This window comes from Paraburkholderia sartisoli, from assembly GCF_900107685.1.
In the GTDB taxonomy this organism is placed as follows: Bacteria; Pseudomonadota; Gammaproteobacteria; order Burkholderiales; family Burkholderiaceae; genus Paraburkholderia; species Paraburkholderia sartisoli.
The window spans coordinates 141,902-161,702 of record NZ_FNRQ01000007.1; the positions used below are offsets into that span (position 1 = coordinate 141,902).

Genomic DNA, 19,801 nt, shown 5'->3' on the forward strand with positions numbered 1-19,801 from the left:
GTACGCGTCTGCGTCTGCGTTTGCGTGTGCGTGTGCTGTTACGCCGTCAGCGGAGACACTTCGAATACGCAGTGATCGTGACCTTCGGCCGCGCATTGCACTTCTTCCGAATGTGACGGGGGACCCTTGCGTGCCGCATCCGGCGCCGTGTCGTTGACCCAGTCCAGCGCGCCCGCGAACCAACCGGCGAACATGTAGCAAAGCTTGCCCTGCTTGCCCGGCTGCGCGAGCACGAACGACGAGTGACGCAGCTCGATGCGCGCGTGCGAACTGGACGGATCGGCTTCGATGATCCTGAAGCGACCCCAGCCGCGTTGCGACAGACGGTTCAGGTAGTGCTCGAATACCGCCATGCCGGCAATGCCGTGCTGCTTCGCTTCCTTCTCGCACCAGAAATACGCGGACCTGTAGCCGGCCTTGTAGAGAATCCCGGCATACGTGTCGCGGCCGAGCGCTTCTTCGGCGGCGATATGGTTGTTCGTGAAGAAATGGCGCGGCACGTACAGCATCGGCAGCGCGTCGGTGGTCCAGACACCGGTGTCCGGATCGACGTCGATGGGCAGTTGAGGTTGCATGGGGAGACTCCGTATTGATGTGGGTGGCTTTCGTGAGCGCGTGAGAATCAGACCTTCCACACTTCGCCGAACACCCGTACCCAGTTCTCGCCCATGATCTTCTTGATGCGCGTCTCGCTCCAGCCAGCGTGTTCCATCGCGGCGGTCAGGTTCGGAAACTCGCCGATCGTGCGGATGCCTTCCGGGTTCACCACCTTGCCGAAGTTCGTCAACTGGCGATAGCGGCCTTTGTCATGCGTGATCCAGTCGAAGAATTCGGTGCTGTAGCCCTGCGTGAAGTCCGTGCCGATGCCCACCTGATCCTCGCCGATCAGGTTCACCACGTATTCGATCGCCTCGATATAGTCTTCGACGGTCGCATCCGGGCCGCGCTTCAGGAACGGCGCGAACATCGTCACGCCGACAAAGCCGCCTGCGTCCGCGATCTCTTTCAGCTGTTCGTCGCTCTTGTTGCGCGGATGTTCTTTCAGGCCCGACGGGCAGCAGTGCGAGTAGCACACCGGCTTGTTCGAAGCGGCAATCGCTTCAGATGAGGTCTTTCCGCCCACGTGCGACAGATCGACCATGATGCCGACGCGGTTCATCTCCTGAATCACTTCGCGACCATAGCCCGACAGTCCGCCGTCGCGTTCATAACAACCCGTGCCCACCAGGTTCTGCGTGTTGTAGCAAAGCTGCACCACGTTCACGCCAAGGTCCTTGAACGCCTCGATATAGCCGAGGTTGTCCTCGAATGCGTGCGCGTTCTGGAAGCCGAAGATGATGCCGGTCTTGTTCTCTTTCTTCGCGCGGTAAATGTCGTCGGTGGTGCGCACGAGCGTCAGGATTTCGCCGTATTCACGGATCTGCTGCTTCATTTCGGCGATGTTGTCGACGGTCTTCTGGAAGCTTTCCCAGACGGACACTGTGCAGTTCACCGCGGTCACGCCGCCCTTGCGCATGTCCTCGAACACCGTGCGCTCGAACTTCGAAATGTTCAGGCCGTCGATGATGATGCTGTTGTCGTGCAGTGTGCTCATCGTGTGCTCCGGGCGTACTCAGTAGATGGGAAAGCGTTCGCACAGCGCGAAAATCTCGCGGCGCACGCGTTGTTCGGTGGCGGCATGGCCTTCCGGATGGTCGCGCAGCGCGTCGAGCACCTCGACGATGAGGCGCCCCACGTCACGGAATTCAGCCACGCCGAAGCCGCGCGTCGTGCCGGCCGGCGTGCCGAGGCGGATGCCGGAGGTCACCGTCGGCTTCTCGGTATCGAAAGGAATGCCGTTCTTGTTGCAGGTGATGCCCGCGCGTTCCAGTGCCTGCTCGACCTGGTTGCCCTTGAGCCCCTTGGGCCGCAGGTCGACCAGCAGCAGGTGGTTGTCGGTGCCGCCCGTCACCAGATCGACGCCGCCCGCCTTCAGCACAGCGCCCAACGCCTGCGCATTGGCAAGCACGTTGTCGATATAGGTCCTGAAACCGGGTTGCAGCGCCTCGCCGAACGCCACCGCCTTGCCGGCGATCACGTGCATCAGCGGGCCGCCCTGCAAGCCTGGGAACACCGCGGAGTTGATCTTCTTCGCGATCTCTTCGTCGTTCGTCAGCACAAAGCCGCCGCGCGGACCGCGCAACGTCTTGTGCGTCGTCGACGTGACGACGTGCGCATGCCCGACCGGATTCGGGTGACGGCCCGCCGCGATGATGCCCGCGATGTGCGCCATGTCCACCATCAGCTTCGCGCCGACGCTGTCGGCGATCGCACGCAGCCGCGCGAAATCCAGCGCGCGCGGATAGGCCGAGAAGCCGGCGATCAGCAGCGCGGGTCGATGTTGCCGCGCGAGTTCCTCGATCTGCCCGTAATCGATCAACATCGTGTCGCGCTGCACGCCGTACTGCACCGCGTTGAACCACTTGCCCGAGAGCGCCGGCTTCGCGCCGTGCGTGAGGTGGCCGCCCGCGTCGAGCGACATGCCGAGCACCGTGTCGCCCGGCTTCGCCAGCGCGAGCATCACGGCGCCGTTTGCCTGCGCGCCCGAATGCGGCTGCACATTGGCGAATTTCGCGTTGAAGAGCTGTTTGATCCGGTCGATCGCGAGCGATTCGATCACGTCGACGTATTCGCAACCGCCGTAGTAACGCTTGCCCGGATACCCTTCCGCATACTTGTTGGTCAGCACCGAGCCCTGCGCCTCGAGCACCGCGCGCGACACGATGTTTTCCGACGCGATCAGCTCGACCTGCGACTGCTGGCGCTCGAGCTCTTTCAACATGGCGCCGCGCACCGCCGCATCGCGCGTCGCCAGCGATTCTTCAAAGAAGGGATTCGGGTTCGACATGAAAGGTCCGTGAGTTCAGGAAAAAAGCCAGTGACGCGTGCCGGAAGCCGCCTTGAAACGCTGCTGCAACCGGTCTGCATGGCTTCTATTCTTGACGTTCGGTTCGCGCGCCAATTTATGAATTCAGACGCGTTCTTTACCTTTTCCGCCATGTGCGACCTTTTTCGACAAGTCGTCATCGGTGTCGCCGCAGCCGGTTTTCAGACGGCCGGGCCAATGTTGCACCGCAACCGGTCGTCGCGCGCGGCTCAGGTGCGTACCGGCATGGCGGCGGCGCCGCTGTGGTGCTGACTTCCCGCGATCCCGGCGAGATTCCACACGCAAACAAGGGTTTAGCCGGATGGCACGGCAGTTGCCTTGATCCTCAAAATCGCAGGAGTCGCCGCTTCCCCACCGCGACGCGACATTACAGATTCGAAGGAATCATTCCTCCCATGTCCACCGATCGCACTGCGTCGTTGTCGCATTTCGCATTCATGCCGGTGCCCAACTTCACGATGATCGCGTTCACCAACGCCATCGAAGTCCTGCGCATGGCGAACTATCTGACGGGGCAAACGCTGTATCGCTGGTCGATCGTGAGCCCCGAAGGCGGCCCGGTGATGGCGAGCAACGGGCTGTCGGTCGACACCGGGCCGGTCGAATGCGTCGGCCAGCCGGATATCGTGTTCGTGGTCGGCGGCATCGACGTGCAGCGCGCCACCACGTCCTCGCACCTCTTTGCATTGCGCCGCTTTGCCCGCATGGGCTGCGTGCTCGGCAGCCTGTGTACGGGCACGTATGCACTGGCGCGCGCCGGCTTGCTGGCCGGCTACGCGTGCGCGATTCACTGGGAGAACATGTCGGCGCTCAAGGAAGAGTTTCCCGACACGCGCTTTCTGAAAGAACTGTTCGTAATCGACCGCGATCGCGTCACCTGCACGGGCGGCGTCGCGCCGCTCGACATGATGCTGAACCTGATTGCACCGCGCGTGGGCACCGCGCGGGTCACGCAGATCGCCGAGCAGTTCATCGTCGAACATGTGCGCGATACCAGCGCGCAACAGAAAATGCCGCTGGTCGCGCGGCTCGGCTCGGCCAACAAGTCGCTCTTCGAAGTGGTCGCGCTGATGGAGAACAACATCGAAGAGCCGCTCTCGCGCGAAGAACTCGCGCGGCTCGCGGGCATGTCGCAACGGCAGTTGCAGCGCCTCTTCCGCGAGCATCTGGGGATGACGCCCACGCATTACTATCTGACGCTGCGCCTGCGGCGCGCGCGTGAGTTGCTGTTGCAGACCGACATGTCGATCATGCACATCACGATGGCCTGCGGCTTCCAGTCGGCGTGCCACTTCTCGAAGAGCTATCGCGACGCCTTCGGCACCGCGCCGACGAGCGAGCGGCGCAAGCAGGCGCCTTCGCTGGCCCCCGCGCCGGCGATGCTGGCTTGACGGCTGCTTCGCGAAACAAGGGTCTTTCCGGCCTGAAAAAACAGACGCACGCGCTGAGCGGGAAACCGCTCAACTCGTGCGTGATTCGTCAGACTCCTGAGATTCGATCGAAAGCAGAAAGCCCCTGCGTCATGCGTCAAGCCGCTTTCAGCAAACCGTGCGGATCGAGGACAAACTTCTTCGGTGCGCCGCCATCGAACTGGCGGTAGCCTTCCGGCGCCTCGTCCAGCGACACGACCGTCACGTTCACGATGTCCGCGATCGGCAGACGGTCCCACAGGATCGCCTGCATCAGGTTGTGGTTGTACTTCATCACCGGCGTCTGCCCCGTATGGAACGAGTGCGACTTGGCCCAGCCGAGCCCGAGGCGAATGCTGAGGCTGCCCTTGCGCGCGGCGGCATCGGCTGAACCGGGATCGTCCGTCACATAGAGCCCCGGAATGCCAATCGCGCCCGCGGCCCGGGTGATTTCCATCAGCGAATTCAGCACCGTGGCGGGTGCCTCTTCATGCTGGCCGCTGCTGCCGTGGCCGTGCGCCTCGAAGCCGACGCAGTCCACCGCGCAATCCACTTCGGGCTTGCCGAGAATCTGCTCGATCTGCTCGCCGAGCGCGGCGTCTTTCGACAGGTCGATGGTCTGAAAACCCATCTTGCGCGCATGCGCGAGCCGCGCCTCGTTCATGTCGCCGATGATCGTACAGGCCGCGCCCAGCAGGCGCGCCGAAGCCGCCGCCGCCATTCCGACCGGGCCGGCGCCGGCAATGTAGACGGTCGCGCCGGGCTTCACGCCGGCCATCACCGCGCCGTGATAGCCGGTCGGCAGAATGTCGGAGAGGCAGGTCAGATCGCGGATCTTCGACATCGCCTGTGCGCGGTCGGGGAACTTGAGCAGATTGAAGTCGGCGTACGGCACCATCACGTACTCGGCCTGGCCGCCGATCCAGCCGCCCATGTCCACGTAGCCATAGGCGCCGCCCGCGCGCGACGGGTTCACGTTCAGGCACACGCCGGTATGCTGGGCCTTGCAGGTCGGGCAGCGTCCGCAGGCGACGTTGAACGGCACCGACACCAGATCGCCGATCTTCAGGGTTTCCACGTCGCGGCCAATTTCGATCACCTCACCGGTGATCTCGTGACCCAGCACGAGGCCGACTTCAGCCGTGGTGCGGCCGCGCACCATGTGCTGGTCGGAGCCGCAGATATTCGTGCTGACCACTTTCAGGATCACGCCGTGGCCGATTGCGCGGCCACGCGGATCGACCATCTTCGGATAGTCGATCGACTGCACTTCCACCTTGCCCTGCCCGAGATACACGACGCCGCGATTGCTGCTCATTTGCCTGTCTCCATGTCTGGTGAGCGGCGCGCCGGTTCGGAGTCACGCGCCGTCTAACGAGCGTAACGCCCGCGCCAACAAAGGACATGATCCGAACGCGACACCGGTTTGGCCGGAACCGACATGTGCGGCGCAATTGCCCAATCGCGCAGGCGCACAAGCGGGCGCTACGGCCGCAGCCGTGCGCGCGCGGCGCCGGCAATGCGCGCGAGCGCCTGCGCGCTCAGCCGCGCGGCGATCTTTCGCACGTAGTCGTGATGCCGCGGCTCCAGTTCGGCGCCAAGTTGTTGCGCGAGCAGATAACGGATCAGCGCGATGCGCCGGTGCCGCAACGCGATGCTCTGATCGAGCAACGCGAGCGCGGCGTGCGCGTCGCCTTGATGGCACGCGCGCTCGGTGAGGCGCGCGGTGGCCAGACGTGTCGACGTCATGTCGGTCACAGGCAGGAAAGGTGCGAAGCGAGCGATGCGGCGCGGCACCGCTCGCGGCGCGTCACGCCATCAGCGGGCCGGCCGCGTCGAGCATGATCTTCACGAAATAGTCCGCGAAGCTGCGGCGCACGACGATGTCGAAGCTATCCGCGCCGGTGGGCAACAGCGTGATCGACGCCTTGAAATAGTGGCTTTGCGCGCACTGTCCGGTGGTGAACAACCGCGGATGCAGATCGAGCGGGCAGCCGCGCGCCAGCACTTCACGCGTGCGCGTGCCGCTGATGTCGAGCACGGTATAGCCGCTGCCGATATCCACCACCGACGCGAAAACGCCCGCGAACGCGGCACCGAGTTTCGCCCGCAGCGGCGCGGTACGCGTGGCGTCGTGCGCCGTGGCCGAGCGCACCAGCCACTCGTCGGGGCCGAGCCACAGCATGTCGTAGCCGTTGCCTTGCGCCGTCGTGTTGGGCGTTTCCGGCGGACGGCAGCCGAGCACGCCTTCCACGGCACGCACGAACGCGGCGTCGCGTGTGTCGCCCCGCACGTTGACCAGTTCCAGAAACGGCCGCTCGCCAAGGCGAAACGCGGACGATGCCGTTGCCTGGTGCTTCTTCAGCAACGCGTCCGCGCCGACCAGCGGAGACTCCTGCCACACACCCGTTTGCCCGCCGACAGCGCGATCGACCATCGACGGTCTCCCTGTTGTTTCATTCCACATGTTGACGTGCTCCTTCGCTGTCGTAGAACACCGAACTGGTGATGCTGGCCGCGACCTGCCTGCCGTCCGCGAGCGGAATCGTGACGGTTTCGCCGATCCTGTCGAGTCCGCCCTTCACCACCGCCATCGCGATCGAGCGCTTCAGGATCGGGCTGTAATAGCTCGACGTGACGTGACCGAGCATCGGCGCAGTGTCGCCCTGGAAGGGACCGGCGACGATCTGCGAGCCTTCGGGGATCACGAACGACGCATCGTCCGGCAGCAGCCCGACCAGTTGCTTGCGCCCGGCCTTCGCGGTGTCGCTGCGTGTCAACGAGCGCTTGCCGAGAAAGTCTTTCGACTTCGCGACGAGTCCGCCCATGCCGAGATCGTACGGCGTCATCGAGCCATCCGTATCCTGTCCGACGATGATATAGCCCTTCTCGGCGCGCAGCACGTGCATGGTTTCGGTGCCGTACGGCGTGATGTCGAACTCCGCGCCGGCGGCCATCAGCGCTTCCCACACCGCACGTCCGACGTTGGCCGGCACGTTCACTTCATAGGCGAGTTCGCCCGAGAAGCTGATCCGCATCACGCGCGCGGCCGCGCCGGCCACCGTGCCTTCGCGATAGCTCATGAACGGGAACGCCTCGTTCGCGAAGTCGACGTCGTGGCAGACCTTCTGCAACACCTTGCGGCTGTTCGGGCCGACCACCGCGAACGTCGCCCAGTGATCCGTGACGGACGCGAGCCGCACGCGCATGTCCGGCCATTCGGTTTGCAGCCAGCGTTCGAGCCAGGTGAGCACGCGCGCCGCGCCGCCCGTGGTGGTCGTCATCATGTAGTGCTGGTCCGCGAGGCGCACCGTGACGCCGTCGTCGAAGATCATGCCGTTTTCGTCGAGCATCAGGCCATAGCGGCACTTGCCGACCTCGAGCTTGCTCCACGGATTCGTATAAACCCAGTTCAGCAGCTTCGCCGAATCGGGGCCCTGGATGTCGATCTTGCCGAGCGTCGAGGCGTCGAGAATGCCGACGCTCGTGCGCACCGCGAGCGATTCGCGCACGACCGCCGCGTGCATGTCCTCGCCCGGCTTCGGGTAGTACCACGGACGCTTCCAGTTGCCGACATCCTCGAACGCCGCGCCGTTTTCGACGTGCCATTCATGCACCGCCGTCTTGCGCACCGGATCGAGAAACTCGCCGAGTTCACGGCCGGCAAACGTGCCGAACGTGACCGGTGTGTAGTTCGGGCGGAAGGTGGTCGTGCCGGTTTCCGGAATCGTCTTGCCGAGCACCTGCGCCAGGATCGCCATGCCGTTGATGTTGCCGAGCTTGCCTTGATCGGTGCCGAAGCCCATTGCCGTGTAGCGCTTCACGTGCTCGACTGATTCGAAACCTTCGCGCGCGGCGAGGAAAATGTCCGCCGCCGACACGTCGTTCTGGAAGTCGACGAATTGCTTCGGTCCTCGCGCGGCGAGTTCGCGGCCGCCGACCAGCCACAGCGGCTGCATCTTCGCCTCGACCGTGTCGGCGACCTGCACCGGGTCCGGGGGCGCGACGGAATACCCGATAGCGCGCGCCGCCTCGACGCCGGCGTCGACGGCGAGGCGAATGCCCTGGCCGAGCGCGAAGTCGCCCGCGCACGCGCCGACGCTGGTTTCCGCCTGCATCGCCTTGCCTGGCACGAAACAGGCCTTGTCGTCATGCCAGTGCGCCTTGCCGCCCGACTGCGCGAACAGATGCAGCACCGGGCTCCAGCCGCCGGACATCGCGAGCAGGTCGCACGGCAGATCACCCTGTTTCGCCCCGGGCTGTCCATTCGAATACGACGCCAGCTCGACCGACGCCACGCGCAGCTTGCCGTGCGCCGCCGTGACGGCCACCCCGTTCATGATCTTGATGCCATGGCGCCGCGCGAGCACCGGCAGCGTCCCTTTCGACTCCGCCGCGCGCGGATCGACCACCGTCACCTGTGCACCGGCCGCCTTGAGGTCCAGCGCGCATTGATAGCCGTCGTCGTTGCTGGTGAACACGACCGCGTTGCGACCCGGCAGCACCGCATAGCGATGCAGATACGTCGACACCGCCGAGGCCAGCATCACGCCCGGCAGATCGTTGTTGCCGAACACGATCGGCCGTTCATGCGCACCCGTGGCGAGAATCACGCGTTTCGCGCGGATCTTCCACATCAACTCGCGCGTGCCCTTGCGTTGCGACACCGGCAGGTGCTCGGTGAGCCGCTGCGTCACCGTCACGAGGTTGTGGTCCTGATAGCCGAATGCCGTGCTGCGGCACAGGATCTTCACATCAGGCATCTGCCGCAACGCATCCTCGATCTGGTGAACCCATTGCAGCGCGGGCTTGCCGTCGATCTCCGCGCGACACGACAGCAGCGAGCCGCCGGGTTCCGGCTGATCGTCGACCAGCGTCACGCGCGCCCCAGACCGCGCCGCCGCGTGCGCCGCCGCCAGTCCGGTCGGGCCGGCGCCGATCACGAGCACGTCGCAATGCGCGAAGCACTTGTCGTAGCGATCCGCGTCCTTTTCCTCCGGCGCCGTGCCGAGGCCGGCCGCGTCGCGGATCGCTTCCTCGTACTTCGGCCAGAACCTGCGCGGCCACATGAACGTCTTGTAGTAGAAGCCCGCCGGAATGAACCGTGCGATCTTCTGATTGACCGCCATGCGGTCTTTCTCGATGCTCGGCTTCGCGTTCACGCTGGTCGCGACGAGCCCCTGATACAGTTCGACTTCGGTCGCACGTGCATTCGGCACGGTGTAGGCGCCCGTTTCGAGTTGCACGATCGCATTCGGTTCTTCCACGCCTGCCGTGACGATGCCGCGCGGCCGGTGATATTTCCAGCTGCGCGCGACGAAATGCACGCCGTTCGCGAGCAGCGCGGAAGCCAGCGTGTCGCCCTGAAAACCCTGATATTTGCGGCCGTTGAACGTGAAGTTCAGCACGATCGCGCGGTTGATGCGCCCACCGCCGGGCAGTCGGTCTTTCTGGCTCATGCTGTCTTGCCCTCGTTGTCATCCATCGCGAGCAGTGGACGCTCGAACGTCTCGTAGCCCTGAATCTCGTAGCTCACCGTGTCGCGCTGCGCCTTGAACCAGCGGCGGCACCCCTGCGTGTGCAGCCATTGCTCGCGATGCACGCCGCGCGGGTTCCTGCGCATGAAGAGGTAGTCGCCCCATTCCTTGTCGGTGAGCTTTTCGGTGTCGAGCGGACGCGCGATATCCGCTTCGCCGCCGCAGGAAAATTCGGTTTCGGCGCGTGGTCCACACCACGGGCATTCGATCAGCAGCATCTATGTTCTCCCTACTCTGGTCCCATGCAACTCACGTTGCAGCGCGTGAATATCAGTGAGCGACGGCGGCGGCACCGTGCTCGTCAATCAGGTGGCCGGTATAGAACCGATCCAGCGAGAACGGCGCGTTCAGCGGATGCGGTTCATCCTTTGCGATCGTGTGCGCGTAGGCCCAGCCCGAACCCGGCGTCGCCTTGAAACCGCCCGTGCCCCAGCCGCAATTGAAATAGAGTCCCTTCACGTCGGTCTTGCCGATGATCGGGCACGCATCCGGCGAAACGTCCACGATGCCGCCCCACTGCCGGTTCATCCGCACGCGCGAGAACACCGGGAACATCTCGACGATCGCCTCCAGCGTGCCCTCGATGATCTGAAAGCTGCCGCGCTGCCCGAAGCCCGTGTATTGATCGACGCCCGCGCCGATCACCAGATCGCCCTTGTCGGACTGGCTGATATACGCATGCACGGCATTCGACATCACCACCGTGTTGACGACCGGCTTGATCGGCTCGGACACCAACGCCTGCAGCGGATGGCTTTCGAGCGGCAACCGCACGCCGGCCATGTCGGCGAGCGTCGACGTGTTGCCCGCCGCGACGATCGCGACCTTCTTCGCCTTGATGAAACCCTTGACGGTGTCGACGCCGGTCACCTGGCTGCCGTCGCGGCGAATGCCTGTGACCTGGCAGTTCTGCACGATATCGACGCCGGCCTGGTCCGCGCCGCGCGCGAAACCCCATGCCACCGCATCGTGCCGCGCCACGCCGCCGCGCCGCTGGATCGACGCGCCGAGCACCGGATAGCGGCTGTTCAGGTTGATGGTCGGCTCGATTTCCTTGATCTGCGCGGGCGTGAGAAATTCGGCGTCGACGCCGTTCAGCCGGTTCGCATTCACGCGCCGTTCGGTGTCGCGCACGTCCTGCAACGTGTGCGCGAGATTCATCACGCCGCGCTGGCTGAACATCACGTTGTAGTTGAGGTCCTGCGAAAGACCTTCCCACAGCTTCATCGCCTTCTCGTACAGCGCGGCCGATTCGTCCCACAGATAGTTCGAGCGCACGATGGTCGTATTGCGCGCCGTGTTGCCGCCGCCGATCCAGCCTTTCTCCAGCACGGCGATATTGCGCACGCCGTGCTCTTTCGCGAGGTAATACGCGGTGGCGAGGCCATGGCCGCCGCCGCCGACGATCACGACATCGTATTCACGCTTCGGCTCGGGGCTCTTCCACTGTCGCTCCCAGTTCTCGTGATACGACATCCCGTTGCGCAACAGGCTGAATATCGAATAGCGGCTCATCGTCGTTCCTTGTTGGTACTGTTTGCTTCTTCAGTCGTTCAGCACTCGATGACGTTCACGGCCAATCCGCCGCGCGACGTCTCCTTGTATTTCGTCTTCATGTCCGCGCCCGTTTCACGCATCGTCTTGATCACGTTGTCGAGCGACACGTAGTGCTGGCCATCGCCCTTCATCGCCATGCGCGCGGCGTTCAGCGCCTTGATCGCGCCCATCGCGTTGCGCTCGATGCAGGGAATCTGCACGAGCCCGCCAACCGGGTCGCAGGTCATGCCGAGGTTGTGCTCCATGCCGATTTCAGCGGCGTTCTCCACCTGCGTCGGCGTGCCGCCCATCACGGCGGCGAGCGCCGCGGCGGCCATCGAACATGCGACACCCACTTCGCCCTGGCAGCCCACTTCGGCGCCCGAGATCGACGCGGTTTCCTTGTAGATGATGCCGATCGCGGCGGCGGTCAGCAGGAAGGTGACGATGCCGGCGTCGTTCGACGCGTGCATGAACTTCACGTAGTAGTGCAGCACGGCGGGAATCACGCCGGCCGCGCCGTTCGTGGGCGCCGTGACGACGCGCCCGCCCGCGGCGTTCTCTTCGTTGGCGGCCATCGCGTAGAGGTTGACCCAGTCGAGCATCGACAGTGGATCGCGCAACGACTCTTCCGAGCGCGAGCGCAATTGCTCGTACAGATCGGCGGCGCGGCGCTTGACGTGCATCGGGCCGGGCAGTTCGCCGCGCACCTTGCAGCCGCGTTCGACGCAGGCGGACATCGTGCGCCAGATCGCCAGCAGCCCATCGCGCACCTCCTGTTCGGTGCGCGACGCGCATTCGTTGGCGAGCGTCACCTGCGCGATCGACAGGCCGGTTTCGCGGCACACGCGCATCAGATCGTCGCCGGTGCGAAACGGGTGAGGTACGCCGGCGCCGGTGCGCACGCCATTCACGCGATCGCCTTCGCGATTGACGACGAAGCCGCCGCCGATCGAGTAATACTCCTTCTCCACCAGCAGCTGGCCGTTTTCGTCGAAAGCCTGAAAGCGCATGCCGTTCGGATGCACGATGTCCGAGCCCGGCGCGCCCGGCATCAGCTTGCGGAAGAAACCAAGGTGTTCGCGCTCGTCGAACCGGACCGGATGCCTGCCGAGCAGCACGAGCTGTTTCGTTTCGCGGATTTCCCGCAGGCGCGGCTGGATGACGTCCGGATCGACCAGGTCGGGCAGATTGCCTTCGAGGCCGAGCAGCACCGCCTTGTCCGTGCCGTGCCCCTTGCCGGTCGCGCCGAGCGAGCCGTACAGTTCGACCTTCACGCGGCGCACGAAGCCGAGCAGGTTGGCGTCTTCGATATGCGAGGCGAAGCGGCAAGCGGCGATCATCGGCCCGACGGTGTGCGAGCTCGAAGGACCGATACCGATCTTGAACAGATCGAAGACGCTAACGTTCATGACGTGCCTTGTGCATTGCGATGCCGGAGTGGCGGGCGCTGCCCGGTGTGACCTTTACCTGCCTCCATTGCACCAAACGTCAATCCGGACCGATAGAATAAAAACGGCATCACGGTGGGATGGTGGCGTCAAACCGTACGCCCGCAAAGCGCGGCGGCGGATTAACGAAGATTCCTGACGCATTGGCGACAGGCGCGTGGAACGCGACTGGCGATGCTGGGGCACGATTGCCGTGGCGCATCGCGCGGTATACCCGCACAGCCGGATTGCACGCCTAGATTCCACGCCGGCCACGAGTGCTATGCTTGATTCACCCCTTTCCTTGCGGGCTGTGTGCATGAATTCCGCTGAACCGCGTCCCCTTCGATCCATCGACGCCACCCCGAAGCAACGCATCCGCTTCGGCATCATCCTGCTGCCCAACTTCACGCTGACAGCGTTCTCGGGTTTCGTCGACCTGTTGCGCCTGTCGGCGGACGAAGGCGATTTCAGCAAGCCCGTGCGCTGTTCGTGGAGCGTGATAGGGGAAACCCTTGCGCCGGTGCGCGCGAGTTGCGGCATCCAGATCACGCCGTGGGAAACCTTCGACCACGCCGAGCCGTTCGACTATGTCGTCGTGGTCGGCGGCCTGCTGCACTCGGGGCCTGCGGCCAGCGACGCGACGCTCGCGTTCATCCGCCGCGCCGCCGCCACCGAAGCGACGCTGGTCGGCATGTGTACGGGCGTGTTTTCACTGATGCGCGCGGGCGTGCTGGACGGTTACCGCATCTGCGTGAGCTGGTTTCATTACTGGGATTTCATTGAGCGCTTTCCGTCGGTAAATGAAGAAGCGCTCGTCGCGGACCGGCTGTTCGTGATCGATCGCCGGCGCATCACGTGTTCCGGCGGACGCGCGTCGATCGACGTCGCCGCCGCGATCCTGCTGCGTCACTTCGAAACCGCCACGGTGCAAAAGGCGCTGCGCATCCTGCTGGTCGACGACATGCAGAAGGGCAACGCGCCGCAGCCGCATCCGCCGGGTCTCGCGCCCGCCGCGCATCCGAAGGTGAAGCGGGCGATCCTGCTGATGGAACAGCACGTGGGCCGTGCGCTGTCGCTCGACGAGCTGGCGGGCAAGCTGGATCTCTCCGCGCGTCAGCTCGAGCGGCTCTTCAAGGCGCAAACCGGCAAGGCACCGCAGGCTTACGCGAAGCAGGTGCGTTTGCGAACGGCCGCCTGGCTGCTGACAAGCTCGGATAAAACGGTGGCGGATATCGCGTCGAGTTGCGGCTTTTCCGACGCTTCGCATCTGGGCCGCGAATTCCGCAAGCAGTTCGGCCTGCCGCCGGTGATGTACCGCGAGCAACGCGGCACGGCGGCCGAAGCGGACGACGGCGCCGGGTATGACGAAACCTTTCCGGGCCGGGCGCAGGCGATCTGAAGCTGGCTTTCACATGGCTCGCGGTGCGCGTTTTTCTACGCCAGCAAGCGCCGCTCGACGCTCGGCGCGTGGCCGAACTGCGCGCGATAAGCCTTGCTGAAATGACACGGCGAATGAAAACCGCACACCGTCGTCACGCGCGCAATCGACGCGTCGGTATTGCGCAGCAGTTCGCGCGCGAGACGCAAACGCAGCGTCAGGTAGTAGTGCGTCGGCGACACGTTGAGGAACATCTTGAACATGCGCTGCAAATGCCGCTGCGACAGATTGACGAGCCGGGCGAGTTCATCGGGCGACAACGGCTCCTCGATGTTCGCTTCCATCAGCCGCACCACCTCGACCAGCTCCCCGCGCGTGAAGCCGACCCGCGCATCGACGGGAATGTGCTGATAATCGGTCGAGCCGCGAATCCGCTCGACGATGAACTGCTCCGACACCTGCGCCGCGAGCGCGCGGCCGAGGCGCATGCCGACCAGCGTGAGCATCAGGTCGAGCGGCGCGGTGCCGCCGGTGCAGGTCAACCGGTCGCGGTCGATCACGAAGAGTTCGTCGGCGAAACGCACGTGCGGGTAGCGCTTGTGCAGCGGCGACATGTCTTCCCAGTGCACCGTACAGCGATAACCGTCGAGCAGATTCGCGGCGAGCAGCGCGTACGGCCCGGTGCAGATCCCGCCGAGCGGAACGCCTCTGGCCGCGACATCCTGCAGCAGCGCGATCACCGTGGCGTCGACGTAATCGCTCACGTGCCAGCCCGCGCAGACGATCAGCACGTCCGGCATGCCGGCTTCGGCGAGCGTCGTGGTGGGCTTCACGGCAATGCCGTTGCTGGCGCGCGCCGGTTCGCCATCCGGCGTGATCACCGACCACGTGTAGTGCTGCGCGCGGCTCACATAATTCGCCATGCGAAGCACTTCGACCGCGCTCGTGAACGCGATCATCGAAAAATTCGGCAGCGTCAGGAAGCCGAAGTGCGCGAGCCCTGAGAGCGGCGATTCAGCCGGTGTTTCGACAGGGGGAAACGCGTCGCGCTTCATGGGCGACTCAGCCGTGCTGCGCCGCCGGCGCGCGGCGCACCTTCATCACGCTGCGCAGGCCCGACAGCAGCGGCGCACGCGCCATGCCCGGCGAGCGGCCGAAGCTCTCCGTGATGCGGTCCAGAATGATCGCGAGCATCACCACCGAGAGGCCGCTTTCGAAACCGAGCCCGATGTCGAGCCGCTGGATGCTCGCCAGCACGTCGTTGCCGAGACCGCCCGCACCGACCATCGAAGCGATGATCACCATCGAGAGCGCCATCATGATCGTCTGGTTCACGCCGGTCATGATCGACGGCAGCGCGTTCGGAAACTGCACCTTGTAGAGCAACTGAAACGGCGTGCAACCGAACGCCTGCCCTGCTTCGACGATTTCGCGGTTCACGTGCTTGATGCCGAGCGCCGTGAGGCGCACCGCGGGCGGCATCGCGAAGATCACCGTCGAGAGAATCCCCGGCACGCGGCCAAGGCCGAACAGCATCGCCGCCGGAATCAGGTAGACGAACGCGGGCATCGTCTGCATCAGGTCGAGCGCCGGGCGCACCACCATCTCGACGTAGCGGCTCTTCGCGGTCCAGATGCCGAGCGGCACGCCGAGCAGCAGGCTGATCAGGGTCGACGACAACGTGAGCCCGAGCGTGATCACCGTCTGATCCCAGAAGCCGGTTCCGTAGATCAGCAGCAGCGCGAGCAGCGTGAACAGCGCGAACCGCCAGCCCACCCGCCACAAGCCGATGCCGACGAAAAACGCCATCAGCGCCCACATCGGCACCGCCTGCAAGCTGTGCTCGATCAGGGCGGCAAAACTCTCGATGACCTTGCCGATGGAATCGAAGGTTTTCGCGTCGTGATCGAGCAGGTAACGAACACCGTGATCGACCCAGGTGCCAAGCGGAATGATTTCAGACATGGGAGCCTCGGTGGCGGGTCAGGACATTGAGCACGTTCGTCTTGTTGACCGAACCGCAGTAGGAGCCATCCGCCTCGACGACCGGCAGCGGCGCGCGGCTCGCCACCACGCGTTGCACGACGTCGTCGAGCGGCGTGCTGCGGCGGATGCATTCGACGGCGTTGAGTCGCGGCGACGCGCCGCCCGTCGTGTCGCGGCACACGAAGCCGCGAATCCGGCGCTCGCCGTCGAGCACGAACGCGTAGTCGGCGTGGCCGTTCAGTGTCGCCGCGACGCTCGATGCGTCGATCTGCGTCGTGTGCGAGTGCATCAGCGGCACGGCATCGGTCTGCATCAGGTCGCCGGCCGTCAGATAGCGGCTGGTGTCGATACCTTCGAAAAACGCGCGCACGTAGTCGTCGGCGGGATTCGTGATGATGTCGCGCGGCGTGCCGATCTGCACCACCTTGCCGCCTTCCATGATCGCGATCCGCGTGCCGATTCGCATCGCTTCTTCGAGGTCGTGGGAGACGAACAGGATCGTGCGTTGCTGCTCGCGTTGCAGGTCGAGCAGCACGTTCTGCATTTCCTTGCGCTTGAGCGGATCGAGCGCGGAGAACGCCTCGTCCATGATCATCAGCGACGGGTTGACCGCCAGCGCCCGTGCGAGCCCGACGCGCTGCTGCATGCCGCCCGACAACTGCGCCGGCAGCTTTTCGGCGAACGGCGCGAGGCCGACCTGCTCCAGCACGATCATCGCGCGCCGCTCGCGCTCCTTCTTGCCGACGCCCGCCACTTCGAGTCCGAACGCCGCGTTCGACAGCACGGTGCGTTGCGGCATCAGCGCGAACGACTGGAACACCATGCTCATGTCCTTGCGGCGCAGCGCCGTCAATTCCGGGCGCGGCACGCTGGCCACGTCGCGGCCGTCGATCAGCACCTTGCCGGCCGTCGGCTCGACGAGGCGATTGATCAGGCGGATCAGCGTCGACTTGCCGGAGCCCGACAGGCCCATCAGCACGAAGATCTCGCCTTCCCTGACTTCGAAGGAGACGTTATGGACGCCAACGATCTGACCGGTGCGCGCGAACACTTCCTCTTTGGTTGCGCCGCCTGCCAGCATGCTGGTCGCCTGTTTCGGGTTGGGGCCGAATACCTTGCACAGCCCTTCGACCACGACCTTGGGGGAATTCATCGAATACGCTCCTGGTGTGGCGGACGTGCGTCCGCTCCGTGCATACATAGTTGCCAGAAAAAAGTACCCCTGGCCGACGAATTGCGACAGGCACATGTGGAAATGCGACACGGGTCGTGCGTGGATGCTGGCCGACGGTGGTAGAAGCTTTGCCGGGCAAGGGTTTGGTGGGTGTTGGCCGGCGTGGCCGGGCGTGTCGTTTGCGTGCAAGTGGGGCACGTATGGGGGGATAAACTTCGGCCGGGATGGCGTTGCGCGCCAGCCTGATGACGTAAAAGCAGGACAGCTTCGTTTGCAAATTTGTGCTGCAGCGCCGCAAGTAACCGGCGCAAGCCGCGCTTACGGTCAATGTGACGACGCACGAGTCGCACAGACTCATCGTGCTCACGCCGCTCAAAACCGCGCAAGCCTCACGACCTGCTGCTCATCACACCCAAACGCCACGACACGCGTGCGGCCTGAAATTTGTCGTCGCTGAACCTTACAGTTAATATCAGACGAAAATCCGATCCCACGCCGGTGCGTCATCCATGACCCCGGCACCTCGGCACACCGGCAGCGCTACCCCGCTATCGAAACGATTTCTGGAGGAATGCAATGGTTCGGCTGGTGATGATCCTGCTGGGCGTCGACTATCTGCGCACGCGCTGGCGGCCGTTGATGGCGGTGGGCTGGATCAGCGTGATCGTCGGCGTCGTCATCTTCATCGATGCGCTCGACAACGCGCTGTATTTCCCGATCACGCCATTCGCGCTGCTGCTCCTCGCGGAGGGCCTCGCGACGCTCGCCGTCGCGTGGACAGGGATGGGCGGCCAGCGCACGCTGCGCTACGTGAAAGGCGGGGCGTTCTGCATCGCGGCGCTCCTGATACTCGCCGGGGATCACCACGGCAACTTCATCCTCTCGCTGATTTTCGGCACGCTCTTTCTCGCCGATGGCCTGCTGCAGATCGTGTCCGCGAAGGTCGTGCGCTTTCGCACGTGGCGTCTCGCGATAGCGGGTGGCGTCGTCGAAATCGCGCTCGCGATCTTTTTCTACCAGCCGTTTCCGACCTGGTATCTGGGCACGGTGCCGTATTGTCTCGGGCTCGGTTTGATCTTCGGCGGCTGGAACATGATCCTGCTCGCCTCGCGCGTGCGGCGGCTCGCCGCGAACCCGGCCGTGGCACGCGAAGCCGCCGCGCAGGTGGCGAGCGCGACGCCGCGCGAGCGGCAAAAACGCGGCGTCGTCGAATGGGACGGACCGCCCGCGCCCGGCGAGCCCGCGCTGACGGTTCACGTGTGGACGCCGGTCGGTTCGTCGAAATCGGAAGCGCGGCGTCAGTTGATCGTCGACCGGTACATTGCCGCCGTGGACCGCAACGGCGTGATCTCGACAGGGCATGCTGCGCTCGAATCGCCGGAAGGCGTCTATATCAGCCTGTATCCGGGCGTCGAGATCGACCGCTCGCCCGACGACTTCACCCGCATCCTGCGCGCCACGCGCGAAAACGACGTGCCCGGTGTGTTTCAGCCCGACTACACGACGGAATCGAAGGCGTGGTGTCCATCGACGGTTCAGGTGCGTATCCGCAATTACGATCCCGAACGGCTGCGCCGGTTCTGGGAAGCGTATCGCCAGGACGCCACCTACAACCTGACCCACCGGAACTGCTCGAGCACGGTTTCGCGCGCGCTGGAAGCGGCCATCGAGGGCGCCTCGGCACGCGTCTGGCAACGCGCGGGCGGCTGGCGTCCGTTCGTGCGCGTGCTGACCACGCCCGAGCTCTGGGTCGCGGCGCAGATCCGCAAGCGCGCGGCGACCATGGCGTGGACGCCCGGCCTGACGCTCGACTACGCACGCGCGCTCAGCATGCTGGCCGATCCGCGCCCTTCAGGCTGGGGCAAGATGGCGAGGCTCGCGCTGCAACGGATGTATCGCTCGCGGCAGCAATGGCGCGAAGAAGAAAAAGCCGCCGGGGAAGGCAGCAGCCCGAAGCCGGCGGGCACGGCAGGCAGCGAGATCTAGCGGGGTTTGAAAAGCGCCCTGTTATGACACCGGCGTTGAGCGCTCGCCCGCGTTTCCCAGGTACGCACGCAGAGGCGTCAATCGCATACATGCCTGGCGGTCTACCGTTGCGGTGCGGGCTGAAAAATTCCACGGTTCGCGATGACATAGTCGCGCACGGAAACCGGCTTTCGACCGGTAATCTGTTCGACGACATCGTTCGTGCCAGCGAATTCGCCAGCCTGATAGCCGCGATACACAGACGTGATGTGCTGGACGAAATGTGCCGACAGGCCGATTTGCCCAAGACGCGCCTCGAATGATTCCAGGCTTTCCGGTTCGTAGCGCACCGGGCGGCCGAGCGCATCGCCGACAATCTTCGCGATCTGCTCATGATCCAGTTCTTCGGCGCCGAACAACGAATATGTTTTCCCTGCATGAGACGCCGGGTCCAGCA

The 19,801-nt window shown here is 64.6% G+C and carries 18 protein-coding genes; 4 read left to right on the forward strand and 14 right to left on the reverse strand.

Annotation, left to right across the window (positions count from 1 at the left end):
• Nucleotides 1-38 precede the first annotated feature (38 nt).
• From BLV45_RS20500 to BLV45_RS20510, 3 genes are read right to left on the reverse strand one after another with little or no spacing between them, the layout of a single operon-like run.
• Nucleotides 39-575 carry a DUF5943 domain-containing protein gene (locus BLV45_RS20500; RefSeq protein WP_090535863.1) on the reverse strand — a complete coding sequence of 179 codons (537 nt, stop codon included), beginning with the start codon at nt 573-575 and terminating at the stop codon, nt 39-41.
• 47 nt (nt 576-622) lie between these two features.
• Nucleotides 623-1,594, reverse strand: a complete 972-nt coding sequence (locus tag BLV45_RS20505; RefSeq protein ID WP_090535865.1) for a dipeptidase — start codon at nt 1,592-1,594, stop codon at nt 623-625.
• Nucleotides 1,595-1,612: 18 nt separating this feature from the next.
• Nucleotides 1,613-2,887, reverse strand: coding sequence for a serine hydroxymethyltransferase (locus BLV45_RS20510; protein WP_090535867.1), 1,275 nt, complete (start codon nt 2,885-2,887; stop codon nt 1,613-1,615).
• Between the two features lie 9 nt (nt 2,888-2,896).
• On the opposite strand from BLV45_RS20510, the gene BLV45_RS20515 reads away from it, so the two are divergent.
• Both BLV45_RS20515 and BLV45_RS20520 read left to right on the forward strand, forming a co-directional pair.
• The gene (locus tag BLV45_RS20515) at nt 2,897-3,178 is read left to right on the forward strand and encodes a hypothetical protein (protein WP_143130457.1); all 282 of its coding nucleotides are present in this window, start codon (nt 2,897-2,899) and stop codon (nt 3,176-3,178) included.
• Between the two features lie 143 nt (nt 3,179-3,321).
• Entirely contained in the window at nt 3,322-4,317 is a 996-nt protein-coding gene (locus BLV45_RS20520; RefSeq protein WP_090535871.1) for a GlxA family transcriptional regulator, read from the forward strand.
• A gap of 136 nt (nt 4,318-4,453) precedes the next feature.
• On the opposite strand, the gene fdhA is transcribed toward BLV45_RS20520, so the two are convergent.
• The 7 genes from fdhA to BLV45_RS20555 form a co-directional block, all read right to left on the reverse strand.
• A complete protein-coding gene (gene fdhA, locus BLV45_RS20525; RefSeq protein ID WP_090535874.1) occupies nt 4,454-5,653 on the reverse strand; it encodes a formaldehyde dehydrogenase, glutathione-independent in 1,200 nt (399 codons plus the stop codon).
• A gap of 167 nt (nt 5,654-5,820) precedes the next feature.
• Nucleotides 5,821-6,084: a hypothetical protein gene (locus BLV45_RS20530; RefSeq protein ID WP_090536314.1), complete on the reverse strand. Its 264-nt coding sequence runs from the start codon at nt 6,082-6,084 to the stop codon at nt 5,821-5,823.
• Between the two features lie 61 nt (nt 6,085-6,145).
• Nucleotides 6,146-6,802 carry a sarcosine oxidase subunit gamma gene (locus tag BLV45_RS20535; RefSeq protein ID WP_090535876.1) on the reverse strand — a complete coding sequence of 219 codons (657 nt, stop codon included), beginning with the start codon at nt 6,800-6,802 and terminating at the stop codon, nt 6,146-6,148.
• On the reverse strand, nt 6,792-9,794 hold the full coding sequence (locus BLV45_RS20540; RefSeq protein ID WP_090535878.1) for a sarcosine oxidase subunit alpha family protein: 3,003 nt from the start codon (nt 9,792-9,794) through the stop codon (nt 6,792-6,794). The genes BLV45_RS20535 and BLV45_RS20540 overlap by 11 nt, the downstream gene beginning before the upstream one ends.
• Nucleotides 9,791-10,090 carry a sarcosine oxidase subunit delta gene (locus BLV45_RS20545; RefSeq protein ID WP_090535879.1) on the reverse strand — a complete coding sequence of 100 codons (300 nt, stop codon included), beginning with the start codon at nt 10,088-10,090 and terminating at the stop codon, nt 9,791-9,793. Before BLV45_RS20545 ends, BLV45_RS20540 begins: the two co-directional genes overlap by 4 nt.
• Before the next feature lie 52 nt (nt 10,091-10,142).
• Nucleotides 10,143-11,387, reverse strand: coding sequence for a sarcosine oxidase subunit beta family protein (locus tag BLV45_RS20550; RefSeq protein WP_090535884.1), 1,245 nt, complete (start codon nt 11,385-11,387; stop codon nt 10,143-10,145).
• A gap of 38 nt (nt 11,388-11,425) precedes the next feature.
• Entirely contained in the window at nt 11,426-12,820 is a 1,395-nt protein-coding gene (locus tag BLV45_RS20555) for an L-serine ammonia-lyase (protein WP_090535886.1), read from the reverse strand.
• 337 nt (nt 12,821-13,157) lie between these two features.
• On the opposite strand from BLV45_RS20555, the gene BLV45_RS20560 reads away from it, so the two are divergent.
• Nucleotides 13,158-14,240, forward strand: a complete 1,083-nt coding sequence (locus tag BLV45_RS20560) for a GlxA family transcriptional regulator (RefSeq protein ID WP_090535888.1) — start codon at nt 13,158-13,160, stop codon at nt 14,238-14,240.
• 35 nt (nt 14,241-14,275) lie between these two features.
• Here the strand turns inward: BLV45_RS20560 and BLV45_RS20565 are convergent, their stop codons facing one another.
• Genes BLV45_RS20565 through BLV45_RS20575 form a run of 3 tightly spaced genes read right to left on the reverse strand, consistent with a single transcriptional unit; the run spans nt 14,276 to nt 17,358 of the window.
• Nucleotides 14,276-15,274, reverse strand: a complete 999-nt coding sequence (locus BLV45_RS20565; RefSeq protein WP_090535890.1) for a GlxA family transcriptional regulator — start codon at nt 15,272-15,274, stop codon at nt 14,276-14,278.
• Between the two features lie 7 nt (nt 15,275-15,281).
• Nucleotides 15,282-16,184 (reverse strand): choline ABC transporter permease subunit, encoded by a 903-nt coding sequence (choW, locus tag BLV45_RS20570; protein ID WP_090535891.1) that lies wholly within the window; start codon nt 16,182-16,184, stop codon nt 15,282-15,284.
• Entirely contained in the window at nt 16,177-17,358 is a 1,182-nt protein-coding gene (locus BLV45_RS20575) for a quaternary amine ABC transporter ATP-binding protein (protein WP_090535893.1), read from the reverse strand. The genes choW and BLV45_RS20575 overlap by 8 nt, the downstream gene beginning before the upstream one ends.
• A gap of 597 nt (nt 17,359-17,955) precedes the next feature.
• On the opposite strand from BLV45_RS20575, the gene BLV45_RS20580 reads away from it, so the two are divergent.
• Nucleotides 17,956-19,365, forward strand: a complete 1,410-nt coding sequence (locus tag BLV45_RS20580) for an HdeD family acid-resistance protein (protein ID WP_090535895.1) — start codon at nt 17,956-17,958, stop codon at nt 19,363-19,365.
• Nucleotides 19,366-19,466: 101 nt separating this feature from the next.
• On the opposite strand, the gene BLV45_RS20585 is transcribed toward BLV45_RS20580, so the two are convergent.
• Nucleotides 19,467-19,763 carry a Rossmann-fold NAD(P)-binding domain-containing protein gene (locus tag BLV45_RS20585; protein WP_176954219.1) on the reverse strand — a complete coding sequence of 99 codons (297 nt, stop codon included), beginning with the start codon at nt 19,761-19,763 and terminating at the stop codon, nt 19,467-19,469.
• Nucleotides 19,764-19,801: the final 38 nt, after the last annotated feature.